This window comes from Bradyrhizobium sp. GW821-FHT12B03 (assembly GCF_058807535.1).
On record NZ_JBXAQU010000020.1, the window covers coordinates 19,609 to 33,845 of the forward strand.

The 14,237-nt window shown below is 66.1% G+C and carries 14 protein-coding genes; 8 read left to right on the plus strand and 6 right to left on the minus strand.

Going from position 1 to position 14,237, the window contains the following annotated elements; all coding sequences use genetic code 11:
- Positions 1–19 precede the first annotated feature (19 nt).
- From AC1RUR_RS30080 to AC1RUR_RS30090, 3 genes are all read left to right on the plus strand, one after another.
- Positions 20–808 carry an enoyl-CoA hydratase gene (locus tag AC1RUR_RS30080; protein WP_492850789.1) on the plus strand — a complete coding sequence of 263 codons (789 nt, stop codon included), beginning with the start codon at positions 20–22 and terminating at the stop codon, positions 806–808.
- Between the two features lie 2 nt (positions 809–810).
- The gene (locus AC1RUR_RS30085; RefSeq protein ID WP_492851074.1) at positions 811–1,560 is read left to right on the plus strand and encodes a VOC family protein; all 750 of its coding nucleotides are present in this window, start codon (positions 811–813) and stop codon (positions 1,558–1,560) included.
- 186 nt (positions 1,561–1,746) lie between these two features.
- On the plus strand, positions 1,747–3,861 hold the full coding sequence (locus tag AC1RUR_RS30090) for an acetate--CoA ligase family protein (RefSeq protein ID WP_492850791.1): 2,115 nt from the start codon (positions 1,747–1,749) through the stop codon (positions 3,859–3,861).
- 182 nt (positions 3,862–4,043) lie between these two features.
- On the opposite strand, the gene AC1RUR_RS30095 is transcribed toward AC1RUR_RS30090, so the two are convergent.
- The 3 genes from AC1RUR_RS30095 to AC1RUR_RS30105 are packed head-to-tail and all read right to left on the minus strand — an operon-like array spanning position 4,044 to position 7,114.
- Positions 4,044–4,856 carry an enoyl-CoA hydratase/isomerase family protein gene (locus AC1RUR_RS30095; RefSeq protein WP_492850793.1) on the minus strand — a complete coding sequence of 271 codons (813 nt, stop codon included), beginning with the start codon at positions 4,854–4,856 and terminating at the stop codon, positions 4,044–4,046.
- Positions 4,857–4,872: 16 nt separating this feature from the next.
- Entirely contained in the window at positions 4,873–6,033 is a 1,161-nt protein-coding gene (locus tag AC1RUR_RS30100; protein WP_492850795.1) for an acyl-CoA dehydrogenase family protein, read from the minus strand.
- A 16-nt stretch (positions 6,034–6,049) separates the two neighbouring features.
- The gene (locus AC1RUR_RS30105) at positions 6,050–7,114 is read right to left on the minus strand and encodes an acyl-CoA dehydrogenase family protein (protein WP_492850797.1); all 1,065 of its coding nucleotides are present in this window, start codon (positions 7,112–7,114) and stop codon (positions 6,050–6,052) included.
- A 260-nt stretch (positions 7,115–7,374) separates the two neighbouring features.
- On the opposite strand from AC1RUR_RS30105, the gene AC1RUR_RS30110 reads away from it, so the two are divergent.
- Entirely contained in the window at positions 7,375–8,160 is a 786-nt protein-coding gene (locus AC1RUR_RS30110; RefSeq protein WP_492850798.1) for an SDR family NAD(P)-dependent oxidoreductase, read from the plus strand.
- Positions 8,161–8,303: 143 nt separating this feature from the next.
- Here the strand turns inward: AC1RUR_RS30110 and AC1RUR_RS30115 are convergent, their stop codons facing one another.
- Both AC1RUR_RS30115 and AC1RUR_RS30120 read right to left on the minus strand, forming a co-directional pair.
- On the minus strand, positions 8,304–8,576 hold the full coding sequence (locus tag AC1RUR_RS30115) for a GlsB/YeaQ/YmgE family stress response membrane protein (RefSeq protein WP_083636342.1): 273 nt from the start codon (positions 8,574–8,576) through the stop codon (positions 8,304–8,306).
- 42 nt (positions 8,577–8,618) lie between these two features.
- The gene (locus AC1RUR_RS30120; protein WP_492850800.1) at positions 8,619–9,212 is read right to left on the minus strand and encodes a YidB family protein; all 594 of its coding nucleotides are present in this window, start codon (positions 9,210–9,212) and stop codon (positions 8,619–8,621) included.
- A 162-nt stretch (positions 9,213–9,374) separates the two neighbouring features.
- Here AC1RUR_RS30120 and AC1RUR_RS30125 point away from each other — a divergent pair, with 162 nt between their 5' ends.
- Positions 9,375–10,376, plus strand: coding sequence for a 2-dehydropantoate 2-reductase (locus tag AC1RUR_RS30125; RefSeq protein WP_492850802.1), 1,002 nt, complete (start codon positions 9,375–9,377; stop codon positions 10,374–10,376).
- 36 nt (positions 10,377–10,412) lie between these two features.
- The gene (locus tag AC1RUR_RS30130) at positions 10,413–10,625 is read left to right on the plus strand and encodes a hypothetical protein (protein WP_492850804.1); all 213 of its coding nucleotides are present in this window, start codon (positions 10,413–10,415) and stop codon (positions 10,623–10,625) included.
- A 124-nt stretch (positions 10,626–10,749) separates the two neighbouring features.
- Here AC1RUR_RS30130 and AC1RUR_RS30135 read toward each other — a convergent pair whose 3' ends face one another.
- Positions 10,750–11,367, minus strand: coding sequence for a hypothetical protein (locus AC1RUR_RS30135; RefSeq protein ID WP_492850806.1), 618 nt, complete (start codon positions 11,365–11,367; stop codon positions 10,750–10,752).
- A gap of 207 nt (positions 11,368–11,574) precedes the next feature.
- Between AC1RUR_RS30135 and AC1RUR_RS30140 the strand changes: the two genes are divergently transcribed.
- On the plus strand, positions 11,575–12,603 hold the full coding sequence (locus tag AC1RUR_RS30140; protein ID WP_492850808.1) for an alpha/beta hydrolase: 1,029 nt from the start codon (positions 11,575–11,577) through the stop codon (positions 12,601–12,603).
- 96 nt (positions 12,604–12,699) lie between these two features.
- The gene (locus tag AC1RUR_RS30145) at positions 12,700–14,217 is read left to right on the plus strand and encodes an AMP-binding protein (protein ID WP_492850810.1); all 1,518 of its coding nucleotides are present in this window, start codon (positions 12,700–12,702) and stop codon (positions 14,215–14,217) included.
- Positions 14,218–14,237: the final 20 nt, after the last annotated feature.

The following is a 14,237-nucleotide window of genomic DNA, read 5'->3' on the forward strand; positions in this document are numbered from 1 at the left end:
ACAACAAGGGAGACCTCCCATGAACGACATGGTCCTGCAAAAGCTCGAAGGCGGGCTGCTCACCATCACGATGAACCGCCCGGAGCGGAAGAACGCGCTCAACCCGGACATGGTGCGGGGGCTGGTCGAGGCGGCGCGGCGCGCGGCTGACGATCCGGAGGTGCGCGCGGTGCTGTTCAAGGGCGCGGGCGGCTCCTTCTGTGTCGGCGGCGACGTCAAGTCGATGGCGGAGGGCCGCGCGCCGCTGCCGTTCGAGCAGAAGCTTGCGAATTTGCGCCGCGGCATGGAGGTCTCGCGCATCCTGCACCAGATGCCGAAACCCGTGGTGGCGCAGCTCGACGGCGCCGCGGCCGGCGCCGGCCTCTCGATGGCGCTGTCCTGCGACCTGCGCGTCGCCTCCGAATCCTGCAAGATCACCACCGCCTTTGCCAAGGTCGGCTTCTCCGGCGATTACGGCGGCACCTATTTCCTCACCCAGCTGCTCGGCAGCGCGCGCGCACGCGAGCTCTATCTGACCTCACCGGTGCTCACGGCGAAGGAGGCGCATGCCATCGGCATGGTGACCAGGGTCGTGCCCGACGCCGAGATCGACACCGCCGCCCACGAGCTCGCGCTGTCGCTGGCGCAGGGTCCCTCGATCGCGCTCGGCTTCATCAAGCGCAACATCAACAATGCCGAGCATCTTGCGCTGGAGGATTGCTTCGACGGCGAGGCGATCCATCACACCCGCTGTGGCGACACCGAGGACCACAAGGAGGCCGCAAAGGCCTTCGTCGAGAAGCGCAAGCCGACCTTCAAGGGCGCATGACCATGGCGCCCTACATGCGCCTGCGCCAGATCTGCCTGGTCGCGCCGCAGCTCTCGCCCGTCATCTCCGATATCGCGGAGATCATGGGCCTCGCCGTCTGCTACCGCGACGGCAATGTCGCGAAATACGGCCTGGAGAATGCGCTGCTCCCGGTCGATACGATCCTGCTGGAGGTGGTCGCACCGTTCAAGGGCGGCACCACCGCCGGCCGCTTCATCGAGAAGACCGGCGGCCGTGGCGGCTATATGGCGATCTTCTGCTGCAACGATCCGGACGAGCGCGGCCGTAACGCCAATGCGATGGGCGTGCGCACCGCGAACGTGATCGACCACGCGCCCTATCACGGTGTGCAGCTCCATCCGCGCGACTGCCGCGCCGCCTTCATCGAGTTCAACCACACCGACGGCAGCGACGACATTCTGGGGCCGTATCCGCCGGCGGGACCGGACTGGCAAGAGTTCATCCGCAAGGATGTGACGCAGGCGCTGACGGCGGTGGAGATGCAGGGCCCGGATCCGCGAGGGCTTGCGGAGCATTGGGGGAAGATCATCGGTGTTGCGCCGAGTGACGAGGCCGAACTGAAGCTGCCCAACGCGAGCTTCCGGTTCGTCAAGGGAGCGAGCGAGATCATGAGCGCGCTGGAGTTCCGGGTCGCCGATGTTGCTGCCGTGCTGCATGCGGCGAGGGCGAAGGGGCACGCGGTGGCGGGCAACGAGTTCCTGCTGGGCGGAGTGACGTTCCGGGTGAGTTGATCCCCTAACCGTTCTCCATCACCCTGAGGTGCTCGCCTCTTCGGCGAGCCCCGAAGGGCGACGGCCATCGGCCGGGCCGTTCATCCTTCGAGGCTCCCGATGGGGCGCTCCGCGCCCCATCACTCGCACCTCAGGATGACGGGTCGAGCGGGTGCCGAACGGCTCTACGAAGAAGGGAAACTCCTCATGCCGCATCCGCTCGACAGCTTCTTCGCACCCGCCAGCATCGCGCTGATCGGCGCCTCGCGCGACCACGAGAAGATCCCGGGACGGCTCTTGTCGATGCTGCGCAAGAACGACTATCCCGGAAAGATCTATCCGGTGAACCCGAACTACGCCGAGATCGACGGGCTTGCCTGCTACAAATCAATTGCCGAGATCGACGCTGCCGTTGATCTCGCCGTCATCGTCATTCCCGCCCGCGCCGTGCTGCCCGCGCTCGAGCAGTGCGCCGCCGCCGGCGTCAAGAACGCCGTCATCATCTCCTCCGGCTTTGCCGAGGAGGGCGGCGACAGCGCGGCGGTGCAGGACGCGATCGCGGCGCTGGCCAAGCGCACGGGGATGCGGATCTCCGGTCCGAACGCCGAGGGTTTCCTCAGCCAGGCGCAGCGCGTGGCGGCGACGTTCAGTCCGGCCGTCGACGTCAAGCCCGGTGCGGTGCCGCTGATCGCCACGACGAAGCAGATCGGCATCGTCGCGCAGAGCGGCGGCATCGGCTTTGCGTATTATCACCGCGCCAGGGCGCTGGGCGTTGCCGTGAGCTACGTTGTCAGTGCCGGCAATGAATCCGATCTCGGCGCCGGCGAATTCCTGGACTACCTGGTGCAGGATGCATCGACCGACGTGATCCTGCTGTTCATCGAAGGCATCCGTGACGTCGACGAGTTTCTCGCGGCGGCGCGGCGGGCAGCCGACATCAAGAAACCGGTCATCGTCACGAAAGTCGGCCGCTCCGGCGCGGGTCAGCGCGCCGCGGCCTCGCACACTGCGAGCATGGCCGGCTGGTCGGCGGCCTATGATGCGGTGTTCGCGAAGTACGGATTTATTGTCTCCAACGATCTCGACGAGGCGCTGACGATCGCGGCGGTGCTGGTCAGCAACCCGTTGCCGAAGGGCGATCGCGTCGCCGTCGTCACCGTGTCCGGCGGCGCCGGCATCTGGGGAGCCGATGCCGTGGCCCTGCAAGGCTTGCAGGTGCCGGAATTGTCCGAGCCAATCCAGGCTGGGATCAAGGCGCTGATGCCGTCCTACGGCACTGCGCGCAACCCGATCGACGTCACCGCGCAAGGCGTGACCTCGGGCGGTCTCCAGAAGAGCGTCGACCTGCTCACGGCCTCCGATGAGGTCGATGCGATCCTGGTCGTGCTGTCGCTGTCGAGCGAGGTGCGCAGGCCGTTCAACGAGGCCGAGCTGACGCCGGTGCTGGCGGCGCGGCACAAGCCGGTGGTGTTCTATTCGTACACGGTGCCGTCAGACTTCGCGCGACGCGAGCTTGCCAAGTCCGGCGTCGTCGTGCTCTCGGGCCTCACGCATGCCGGCGTTGCCCTGCGGCAGATCGTCGACTACGCGCAGTTCAGGCTGCCAAAGCCCGCGGACGACGCGCGGCTGCCGTCACGCGATCTCTCCGCGCATCTGACCTCGCCGGTCCTGTCAGAGGCCGACAGCAAGGCTTTGCTGCGCGCCGCCGGCATCACATTGCCGGACGAAGTGCTGGTGAAGGACAAGGCCGAGATCGATGACGCGGTCGCCCGCGTCGGCTTTCCGCTGGTGATGAAGGTCCAGTCGCCCGATATCGCGCACAAGAGCGAGGTCGGCGGCGTCCGCGTCAACATCACCACCAAGGGAGAGGTGTTTCTGGCGTTCGAGGCGTTGATCAACAACGCGCGCAAACACCGTCCGGAGGCCGTGATCCAGGGCGTGCTGGTCGGCCCGATGGCGAAGAAGGGCGTCGAGATCATCGTGGGTACGATGACGGACAAGACCTTTGGCCCGATGGTGATGGTCGGACTCGGTGGGATCACCACGGAACTGTTCCGCGACGTCGTCTATCGTCCGGCACCGGTGAGTGCGGAAGAGGCGGGCACCATGCTGGCGAGCCTGAAGGCGGCGCCGCTGCTGAACGGATTCCGCGGAGCAGCGAAGGCGGATGTTGCCGCGCTATCGCAATTGATCGCCGACATCTCCGTGCTCGCCGCGCGGCACGCGAGGGAGATCGCGGAGATCGAGCTCAATCCGGTGCTGGTGCACGCCGAGGGCCGGGGCGTGACGATCGTGGATGCGTTGGTGGTGGGGCGGAGGTAGGTAGTCAAATGACCGGTGTCGTCCCGGCGAAGGCCGGGACCCATAACCACAAGCAGTGGTTTGGCGAAGACTCGTGGTGACCAGCCTCGCGCTACGATTTCTCCCTGGGGTCATGGGTCCCGGCCTGCGCCGGGACGACAGGAGAATTTGTGGTGGCGCTTGAGTGACACGGCGCGCCGCAATCATCGCCCCTTGAAATTCGCCGGGCGGCGTTCTTCCGTCGCCTTGACGCCTTCCTTGAAATCTTCCGTCGCGCGCAGCCGCGTCTGCTCGGCGAGCTCGTGATTGGTCGCGGCCATCACGCGGTCGGCGAGGCCATTGCGCATCGTCGCGCGCGTCGACAGCAGGCCGAGCGGAGAGCATTCGGCGATCTCGCCGGCGAGCTTCATCGCGGCGGCCTTCACCTGGTCCTGCGGCACCAGCTCGTTGGCGAGCCCCCACTTCACCGCCTCTTCGCCGGTGACGCGGCGGCTGGTGTAGAACATCAGCTCGGCGTTGTTCTTGCCGATCAGCTCCGGCAGCGTCGTCGTCAGGCCGAAGCCGGGATGGAAGCCCAGCTTGGTGAAGTTCGCGGAGAAGCGCGCTTCGGGGCAGGTGACACGGAAGTCGGCCGACACAGCAAGACCAAGGCCACCGCCGATGGCCGCGCCCTGCACGGCGGCGACGATCGGCTTCTTGGCGCGGAAGATGCGCACGGCCTGGATGTAGAGGTGGTTGATCGGCCCGAGATTGTCGGCCGGATCGCCCTTCTTCTCGGCCTCGCGAGCCTCCTGCGCCTGCCGTGCCGGATCGCCGAAATTGGCGCCGGCGCAGAACGCCTTGCCTTGCGCCGAGAGAACGGACGCCCGGATCTCGATGTCGCGGTCGAACTCGTCGAGCGCGTCCGCGATCTGGTTGATCAGCGAAATGTCGAAGAAGTTGAGCGGCGGGCGGCGGATCTCGATGGTGCCGACGTGGCCGACTTTCTCGACGCCGATGTCTTTGTAGGTGGTCATGATGTCCTCGATTGAATTAGCGCAAGCCCAGCCCGCGGGCGATGATGCCGCGGAGCACCTCGGTGGTGCCGCCCTGGATGGTGAGTTTCGGTGCGGTCTTGATGGCGAAGTCGAGCTGCCGCTCCAGCGTCTCGCGGTTGGTCGCGGTCTCCTCGACGAAGGCGGCAAGGTCGCGCACGCGATGCGGCAGCTGCTGCTCCCAGACCGTGCCGATGTCCTTGACGATGGACGCCTCCACCACGGGCTCCTTGCCGGCTTGCAGCATGCCTGCAACGGAGACCGACATGCGCCGCATGGTGTGGAGCTGCGCCACCAGACGGCCGATGCCTTCGGCGCTGCGCGTATCCGGATTGGGACCGACCGCGCGGACCAGCTCGGTCAGCACGTAATAGGTTTCGAGGAAGCGCTCGGGACCGGAACGCTCATAGGCGAGCTCCGATGTCGCCTGCTTCCAGGCGCCGTCGACCTCGCCGAGCACATGATCGTCAGGCACGAAGAAGTCGGTGAAGACGACCTCGTTGAACTCATACTGGCCGGTGATCTGCCCGATCGGGTTCACCTGGATGCCCGGCTGTTTCATCTTGACCAGGAATTGCGTCAGGCCGTGACGGCGATTTTCCTTGGTCGGCGGCGAGGTGCGGAAAATCGCGATCATGTAGTCGGCGATATGCGCCGACGAGGTCCAGATTTTTGTGCCGTTGACGAGGTAGCCGCCATCGGTCTTGGTCGCGCGCGTCTTCGCGGCGAACAGGTCGGAGCCGGAGTTCGGCTCGCTCATGCCGATCGCAAAGCAGATCTCGCCGCGGCAGATCCGCGGCAGGATCTCCATCTTGATGTGCTCGGGCGCATATTTGATCAGCACCGGCCCGCTCTGGCGGTCGGCGACGAAGAAGCGCCGCGTCGGCGCATTGGCCACGCGCATCTCCTCGGTCACCACATAGCGTTCGAGGAAGGATCGCTCCTGACCGCCATATTTCTTCGGCCAGGTCATGCCGAGCCAGCCCTTGGCGCCGACCCGGCGGGAAAATTCCGGCGCGTCGGTGTCCTCGCGGTTGGGTTTGTGCGGATCGAAAGTGCCGGCGGCGATTTCCTCGGCGAGGAACGCGCGTACTTCCTTGCGCAATTGCTCGCACTTCTCGGGCAGGCGGATCGGATCGAAACGAAGGGCAGCGGTCATGAATTTCGTCTCCCGATCAGCGCGACGCCACGAGCGGCCACAATTCGTCGGCGCCGCGTGTGGCGACCAGCTTGCCGAGCTCGACGGCCCAATGGCTTTCCGAACCGAAATCGTCGCGCCAGGCCAGCGCCCGCAGCGAAAAGCGGTGCAGGATGTGCTCGTTGGTGAAGCCGATCGCGCCGTGCACCTGGTGCGCGATGGCGCCGCCTTTTTCGGCAGCTTCGGCGCAACGGATCTTTGCAGAGGCGGCTTCGAGATAGACCTCGTCGTCGAACGACTTTGCATTCGCGATCGCATCGGCCGCGGATGTCGCGGCCGCCAGTGCTGCGGCGGATTCGCCGGCGAGGCGCGCGAGATTGTGCTGCACTGCCTGGAATTTCGAGATCTTCTTCTCGAAGGCGACGCGCTCGTTGGAGTAGCGCACGGAGATGTCGAGCATCGATTCCAGCGCGCCCGCGATCTGAAGGCTGCGCGCGACGCCGCCCATCAGCATCATCGTGGTCTGGTCGAGACCCTTCGGCGCCGGCTTGATCGTGGTGGGCTGGACCTTGTCCAGCGTGATGGTGTCGCTGTGGTCGTAGCCGACATTGAGCCCGGATTCGATCCGGCCCTTGCTGGCATCGACCAGTGCGATCACGACGCCGTCCTTGCCTTGCGCCAGCACGGCGAAATGCTTCGCAGCCTTGGCAAAGGGCACGCCGCGGCAGCGGCCGGAGAGTGCGCCGTCGGCATCGAGCGTGATGCGATCCTTCGGGTTCGCCGGGACGACCGTCATCTCGCCGTCGGGCGAGGCGATCCTGGCCTGCGCCAGCAGCCAGCCCGCCAGCATGGTCTCGGCGAGGGGAACCGCGACCGCGAAGCGGCCGGCGGCGTTGAGCAGTGCAAAGCCGTCGGCAAGGCTCGCGCCGGAGCCGCCGAGATCATCCGGCACCCAGGACAGCGGCAAGCCGGCCTCGGTCAGCGCCTGCCATAGCGGCGCCTGCCACGAACCCTTCTTGTCGTTGTTGATGGTTTGCGGATCGGCGAGATCGGCGAAGATTTTTTCCGCGGTCTCGACGACGATATTGTCACTCTCCGCCACAGCGCTCCCCGGGTTTTGCCATTGGCGCGTCCCGCCAGGTCAAGCCGGCGCGCGGTCTCTTCTTGCGCCGGATGATCTGAAAAAGCCATGGCCCTGACAAGCGTTGATCGCAAGCCCATCTGCGGCACCGGCATGGGGGCAAAAGCTGGGCAAGAACCGGTCTGGACTAATTCCGCTTAGCGGAGTTTGCTCGATTTGCAGGGCGCGGCAAACTCGCTAAACAGGGCGCCAGCAATTCAATAATTGGGAAGGAAATCCGGATGGCCAAGGACAGTCTGTGCGCAATCGTGACGGGGTCGGCATCCGGCCTGGGCGCCGCCACCGCGGAAATTCTCGCACGGAGCGGGGCGCGGCTCGTCATCAACTATTCGTCGAGCCAGAAGGAAGCCGAGGCGACCGCGGAAGTTTGCCGCAAGGCCGGCGCGGCGGAAGTGCTGGTGGCGCAGGGCGACGTCTCGAAGGATGACGATTGCCGCAAGATCGTTGCGGCGGCCAGCGGCTGGGGCCGGCTCGATATCCTCGTCAATAATGCCGGTACGACCAAGCACGTTGCCCATGCCGATCTCGACGGATTGTCGGCGGAAGATTTCCAGCGCCTCTATGGCGTCAACACGATCGGCCCGTTCCAGATGGTGCGCGCGGCGCGCAGCCTGCTGGAAGCCGGCGCGAAGGCCTCAGAGCGGCCGTCCGCGGTGGTGAACGTGTCCTCGGTCGCGGGCATCAGCGGCGTCGGCTCGTCGATCGCCTATGCCGCGAGCAAGGGCGCGCTGAACACGATGACGCTGTCGCTGTCGCGCGCACTGGCGCCGCTGATCCGCGTCAACACGGTGTGTCCCGGCTATATCGACACGCCCTGGTTCACCAAGGGCCGCGGCGAGGCCGGCGCCAAGCAGGTGCGCGACAGCGTCGTGGCGAAGGTGCCGCTCAAGGTCGCATCATCCGCCGACGACATCGCGCAGCTCGTCTGCTTTCTGGCAATGCCGGCCTCCAGCAACATGACCGGCGAGGTCGTGCGGATGGATGCGGGGATGCATTTGATTACGTGATCTCCGACGTGCTCTCTCCACGTCATGGCCGGGCTTGACCCGGCCATCCACGTGTTGCTGCGTGAACCGAAAGACGTGGATGCCCGGGTCAAGCCCGGGCATGACGATGTGGAGGCAGCCTGCCTCTATCAGATAGCCTGTGGCTATCCCTTGATCACGCCGCTCGCCACCAGCCGGTGCCAGATGAACAGCACCACCACGGCGCCGATGGTGGCCATGATGAAGCCGGCGCCCTGGTCGGGGCTGTAGTGCCCGATCGCCTGGCCGACGAAGGTCGCCAGAAACGCACCGGCGATCCCGAGGATGGTGGTGAGGATGAAGCCGCTCGGATTGTTCGGCCCCGGCGCGAGCCAACGCGCGATGAGGCCGGCGATGAAGCCGACGACGATGATCCACAACAGGCCGCCCATGCTCATGACAATGCTTCCCTTCCCGAGAACGCGCAGATCAATCTTCGCTTAAATTCTGCCCGAGAGCTCGTTCTCGGTCGGCAGCCGTCCGTCCGGCGTCAGATGGTCGATCACCTGCGGCAGATATTGGCTGAGGCCGGAGAGCAAGTCCTCGCGCGACAGGCCGCTCTGGGCGGACAGGCTCTCGATCTGGTCGGCGCCGAGTGCGCTTGCGAGATCGCCGGGGGCGATCGGCTTGTTCTCGCCCTTGCCGACCCAGGTGTTCGCGGTCTCGCCGTGGCCGCCCTGCTGGAGCTGGTTGAGGAGATCGCCGAGGCCGCCGCTGAGCACGCTGCCGGCCGCGCCGCCCGCGAGCAGGCCGCCGAGGCCGCCCTTGAGCAGGTCGCTGAGACCGCCGCTCCCGCCGGGAAGTGCGCTGCTGCCCGTATTCACGGGCGTCGGAGGCGGCAGCGGTGAGCGCTGCTGCGGGGCAGGCGCCGCGCCGGGCTGGCCGGCCGTCAAATGCTTGAAGGCCTTCCACCCAAGCAGGGCAATGATCGCCATGGTCATCGGCGACATGCCGCCGGAGGATTGTGCAGAACTCGGCGTGCTCGGGCCGCGAGGGCCGTTCTGCATGCCGTTGAGGACGTCGAGTAGACCCATGGTGCTCTCCTTTGGCGTTCTCGTTCGGCGAGCTCCGCCGCTGACAAGCCCCCGGGGAAGAAACATATGGGGCTCGCATGACGGTTACAAGGCGGATGCGGCGTAGCCGCGGGGCCCCTGGCTCTGCTATCGAAGGCCGGCCATTCAGGGAGTCGGGGTCAGGTGGTTGCGGATCGATCGATCGTGGTGGCCGGCGCGGGCGCCATCGGCTGTTTCGTCGGCGGCACGCTGGCGGCTGCCGGCCGTCGCGTCGCGCTGCTGGTGCGGCCGCGGGTCAAGACCGAGATCGAGCGGTTCGGCCTGCGGCTGACCGATTTCGACGGCTCCGAGAAGAAGCTCGGGGCCGGCCAGCTCGCGCTGTCGGAAGATCCCGCGATCTTCCACAGCGCCGGCATCGTTCTGGTGACGGTGAAAAGCGCCGACACCGCCGATGTCGCGGACCAGATCGCGCAGCACGCGCCGCAGGACGCCGTCATCGTGTCGCTGCAGAACGGCATCGGCAATGTCGCGGTGCTGCGCGAGCGTCTCGGCGGCCGGCGCGTGCTCGCCGGCATGGTGCCCTTCAACGTGATCGCGATGGGTGAGGGGCGCTTCCACCGTTCGACCTCGGGCGACATCCATGTCGGCGAGGATGCCGAGAGCACGGCCGCGACACTCTCGGTGCCCGGGCTTTCGATGCGCGCGAGCCGCGACATCACCGGCGTGCAATGGGGCAAGCTGATCATCAACCTGAACAACGCGCTCAGCGCTCTCTCCGACATGCCGCTCGCCGCGCAGCTGGCAAATCGCGACTGGCGAAAATTGTTCGCCGACCAGATGGCGGAGGGGCTGGCCGCGATGACGGCCGCCGGCATCAATCCGGTCTCCGCGACACCGATCCCGATGAACTGGACGCCGGCATTGCTGAGATTGCCCGACATGATCTTCAACGCGATCCTGGGACGGACCATGAAGATCGATCCCGAGGCGCGCTCCTCGATGTGGCAGGACCTGAAGCAGGGCCGCAAGACCGAGATCGACTATCTCCAGGGCGCGGTCATCGCGCTTGCCGAGCAGAACAATGTCGCCGTGCCGCTGATGCGCCGCATTGTTGCGCTGATCAAGCAGGCTGAACTTGCCGGCAGCGGCCCGCCCGGGCTGTCGCCGCAGCAGATTCGCGGGTAGCGCCCGAGCGTGGGCCGCGTGACCGGAGGAGCAACGATGGGACGTTTCGTTATGATCGGGCTCGCGCTGGCCGCGCTCTGCACCGTGTCCACGTTCGCGCAAGCCCGGCCGCCGACCGTCATGAACTCGCCCGGCTATGACCGGCGATTGCAGGAGAGCAGGTCGCAATTGGGCAGTTCCCCTTCGACCGCGCCCGCGAATGCGCCGGTCGCGACTCCCAAGCGCAATAAGAAGAAGCATCCGAACTGACGCCGCACCCTCCGCTGTCGTCCCGGCCTTCGCCGGGACGACGACGGAGCGTGTGGCGGCGGCGGACTACAAATCGCGTGATTCTAGATTCGCCCGGCAACGCCCGCGATGACGAACCTGAAGCTCACCCCTTCTTCGCCGGCTTGCTCGGCGTCGGGTTGAACAGCTTCTTCAAATCGTTCAGGCTTTCCGACAGGCGCGGCCATTCGCAAGAGAACGAGCCCTTGGTGCATGCGCCCTTTGGTCGTTGGCCGACGCTCTGTTGCACCTTCGGTCGCTCGACCGGCACCGGCACGCGCGCGGTCTCGGTTCGCAGCGCGACCTGCTGCAGCTGCTGGACCTGTTGTTCCTGCTGCTCGCGCTGCTGACGCGCGGTGGCCTGGGCCGCTTCATTGCTGCGGCGCTGATTGGCGAGATAGGCGGTGTAGGCTTCGTCGATCTTCTTCTGCTCGTCCGGCGTCGGGTTAGGACCTGCGATGTCGAAGGTGCGGTCCTGGAGGAAGTCGTAATAGGAATAGCCGCCGCCCGGCTTGCGCCGACCCGCGAACTTCGCGTTGCAATCGGCGAGTGCGGATGTCTTTTCGGTCTTGGTCGCGGCCTTCTCGGCGGCGTCGGCGCATTCCTCGAAGTCGACAGGCGCGCGCTTCCACCATTGGGCCTGGGCATGCGCCAGCGTCAGCAGAAAAAATCCTGCTGCGGCAACGAGAAGCGCCGCACGACGCGATGCAACCACGGACGACATTCTACGAGAGCATTCCTTGCAAGACTCAACCCGAACTGAGTCGGGCCAATTTTTGCCTCTTTATAGCCGGCTTGTCACCCGTGGAACCCGGGAATTTCATGGCTGCGATGCTGACATTTTTTGCTTGACGTGGCGCGGGAGTCACAGCCGCGCGGGACAGATGCGCTTAGAGTTTTATCGATCTGAATTCCGAGGGACATGTCCACCATGAGAGCGTTGGCCCATCTCGCCGCAATCGCGTTGGTGCTGACGGTTGGCCGTGCCTTCGCGGCGGACGAAAATGCGCCCAATCGCAAGCCGGTAAGGGCGATCGCGGACGCGCGGCTCCCGGTCGGCGGCCAGGGAATGCTGCCGCTCTATCTGTCCAGCGACTGGTCGATGCCGCTGCCGGCAATCTCGCGCGCCGTCATCGTGCTGCACGGACGTCTGCGCAATGCCGACGAGTACTATATTTCGGCCAACACCGCGCAGGTCGCCGCCGGCGACTATGGCAGGAGCGCGCTCATGATCGTGCCGCAGTTCTTGGCGGAAATCGACGTCGAAGCGCACAAGCTGCCTGCGGACGTGCTGCGCTGGTCGCTGGAAGGATGGGAGGGCGGTGCTGCCGCGCTGGGGCCGAATCCGGTGTCCTCGTTCGAGGCGCTCGATGCGATCCTCGCCAAACTCTCCGACCGGCGCATCTTCCCGAACCTGAAGCAAGTCGTGGTGTCAGGCCATTCCGGCGGAGGGCAGGTCGCGCAGCGCTATGCGATCGCCGGCAAGGGCGAGGTGGCGCTGTCGCGCCAGCACATCGAGGTCCGCTATGTCGTCGCCAACCCCTCGTCCTATGCCTATTTCAGCGCCGACCGGCCGGTGCCCGCAATTGCCGCATCCTGTCCGGGCTACAACAACTGGAAATACGGCATGGGCGAGCGGCCGCCCTATCTCGCCGACGCGACGCCGGCGGCGCTCGAACAGCGCTATGTCGAGCGCGAGGTGATCTATCTGCTTGGCACGCTCGACACCAACCCGAAGCATTCCGCGCTGGACAAGAGCTGCATGGCAGAGGCGCAGGGGCCCTATCGTTACGCCCGCGGCCACGCTTACGTGGATGCGATGGCCAAGCGCGATCACGGCACGCCCAATCACCGGGTCTGGGACGTTCCCGGCGTCGGCCATGACGGCGACAAGATGCTGACCTCGAAATGCGGGCTCGCGGCCCTGTTCGATATTCCGGGCTGCGGCGCGGAGCGCTGACGCCGCTGCCTTGAAGCTCCGGCTCTGGCTGTTACACTTCGCACCGCGAGCGCCTCACCCCGAGACGCCGCCAAGAAGACGAAGTGGAAACGCCTGATGCTGCTGCCCCTGTCCGACGTGCCGCGCTGGTACGCCGAGCGCAAACCCCAAGGCACGATCGCCGTCCAGCATGGGCAGGATACGCTGACCTGGGACGAGCTCGAACACGGCGCCAACCGGCGCGCGCGGGCGTTCGCCGCCAAGGGTGTCAAGCCCGGCGATTTCGTCGCGATCGGATTACCCAACGGCAATGCGTTCTTCGAGACGTCCTTCGCGGTGTGGAAGTGCGGGGCGACACCGACCTCGCTGTCGTGGCGGCTGCCGCGCGGTGAGGCCGCCGCGGTGCTCGACATCCTCAAGCCCGCGCTGGTGGTCGGCGGCGAGGCCGACTGGAACGCGCCGAACCGTTTGCCGGCGGATTTCGTGCCGGAGGGGTTTTCGGACGCGCCGCTCGATCCGCCGGTGGCACGCTACTGGAAGGCCATGACCTCAGGCGGCTCGACCGGCCGGCCCAAGGTGATCCTCGATCATCAGCCGGCGGTGATCGACACTGTCGCCGCGCCGCCGCTCAATATCCCCTTCGGCGTCTCGCTGCTCAATCCCGGTCCGCTCTACCACAATGCGCCGTTCATCGTGTCGCATTATGCGCTGTTCACCGGCGGCAAGCTCACCGGCCTCGTCAAGTTCGACGCCGAGGAGACGCTGCGGCTGATCGAACGCGAGCGCGTGCAATGGGTCAATTTCGTGCCGACCATGATGCACCGGATCTGGGCGCTGCCGGAGCACGTGCGCAAGGCCTACGACGTGTCGAGCCTGCAGACGGTGTTTCACATGGCAGCTCCCATGCCGCCCTGGCTGAAGGAGAACTGGATCGCCTGGCTCGGACCCGAGCGCGTCTGGGAGCTCTATGGCGGCACCGAGCGGCAGGGCTCCTGCATCATATCCGGCACCGAATGGCTGACCCACAAGGGCTCGGTCGGCAAGATCGGCGAGATGGCGCGCCTGCGCATCGTCGGCGAGGACGGCAACGACGTTGCGCCGGGCGAGACCGGCGAGATCTATTTCCTCAACAATGACGGCAAGGATGCCACCTATCACTATCTCGGCGCCGAGCCGAAGCGCCGCACCGACGGCTGGGAATCGCTCGGCGATATCGGCCGGCTGGATGCGGAAGGCTATCTCTATCTCGGTGACCGCCTCGCCGACATGGTGCTGCGCGGCGGTGCCAACATCTATCCGGCCGAGGTCGAGGCCGCTGTCTCCGAATGCCCCGGCGTGCGGTCCTGCGTGGTGGTAGGATTGCCCGATCCGGAATTGGGCCAGCGCGTGCATGCCATCATCGAGCCGGAGCCGGGTGCGGACGGCCAGGCCATCGCCGACGGCATGGCGGACTTCCTGAAGGACAGGCTCAGCCGCTACAAGCACCCCGAGAGTTTCGAGATCGTCGGCGCCCCGCCGCGCGATGATTCCGGAAAAGTTCGTCGCACGCTGTTGCGCGACGAGCGCGCGGCGTGGATGAAGGAAGGGCGCGCCTTCCGGATTTGGCCGGCGAAGGCGCGGGCGCATGCCGAGTAATTTGCCGAAGGAATCCAGGA

Excerpts from the sequence above, each read along its gene's own strand:
- AC1RUR_RS30080 (WP_492850789.1), top strand. The coding sequence starts at position 20 with ATGAACGACATGGTCCTGCAAAAGCTCGAAGGCGGGCTGCTCACCATC.
- AC1RUR_RS30085 (WP_492851074.1), top strand. The coding sequence starts at position 811 with ATGGCGCCCTACATGCGCCTGCGCCAGATCTGCCTGGTCGCGCCGCAG.
- AC1RUR_RS30090 (WP_492850791.1), top strand. The coding sequence starts at position 1,747 with ATGCCGCATCCGCTCGACAGCTTCTTCGCACCCGCCAGCATCGCGCTG.
- AC1RUR_RS30095 (WP_492850793.1), bottom strand. The coding sequence starts at position 4,856 with ATGACCACCTACAAAGACATCGGCGTCGAGAAAGTCGGCCACGTCGGC.
- AC1RUR_RS30100 (WP_492850795.1), bottom strand. The coding sequence starts at position 6,033 with ATGACCGCTGCCCTTCGTTTCGATCCGATCCGCCTGCCCGAGAAGTGC.
- AC1RUR_RS30110 (WP_492850798.1), top strand. The coding sequence starts at position 7,375 with ATGGCCAAGGACAGTCTGTGCGCAATCGTGACGGGGTCGGCATCCGGC.
- AC1RUR_RS30115 (WP_083636342.1), bottom strand. The coding sequence starts at position 8,576 with ATGAGCATGGGCGGCCTGTTGTGGATCATCGTCGTCGGCTTCATCGCC.
- AC1RUR_RS30120 (WP_492850800.1), bottom strand. The coding sequence starts at position 9,212 with ATGGGTCTACTCGACGTCCTCAACGGCATGCAGAACGGCCCTCGCGGC.
- AC1RUR_RS30130 (WP_492850804.1), top strand. The coding sequence starts at position 10,413 with ATGGGACGTTTCGTTATGATCGGGCTCGCGCTGGCCGCGCTCTGCACC.
- AC1RUR_RS30135 (WP_492850806.1), bottom strand. The coding sequence starts at position 11,367 with ATGTCGTCCGTGGTTGCATCGCGTCGTGCGGCGCTTCTCGTTGCCGCA.
- AC1RUR_RS30140 (WP_492850808.1), top strand. The coding sequence starts at position 11,575 with ATGAGAGCGTTGGCCCATCTCGCCGCAATCGCGTTGGTGCTGACGGTT.
- AC1RUR_RS30145 (WP_492850810.1), top strand. The coding sequence starts at position 12,700 with ATGCTGCTGCCCCTGTCCGACGTGCCGCGCTGGTACGCCGAGCGCAAA.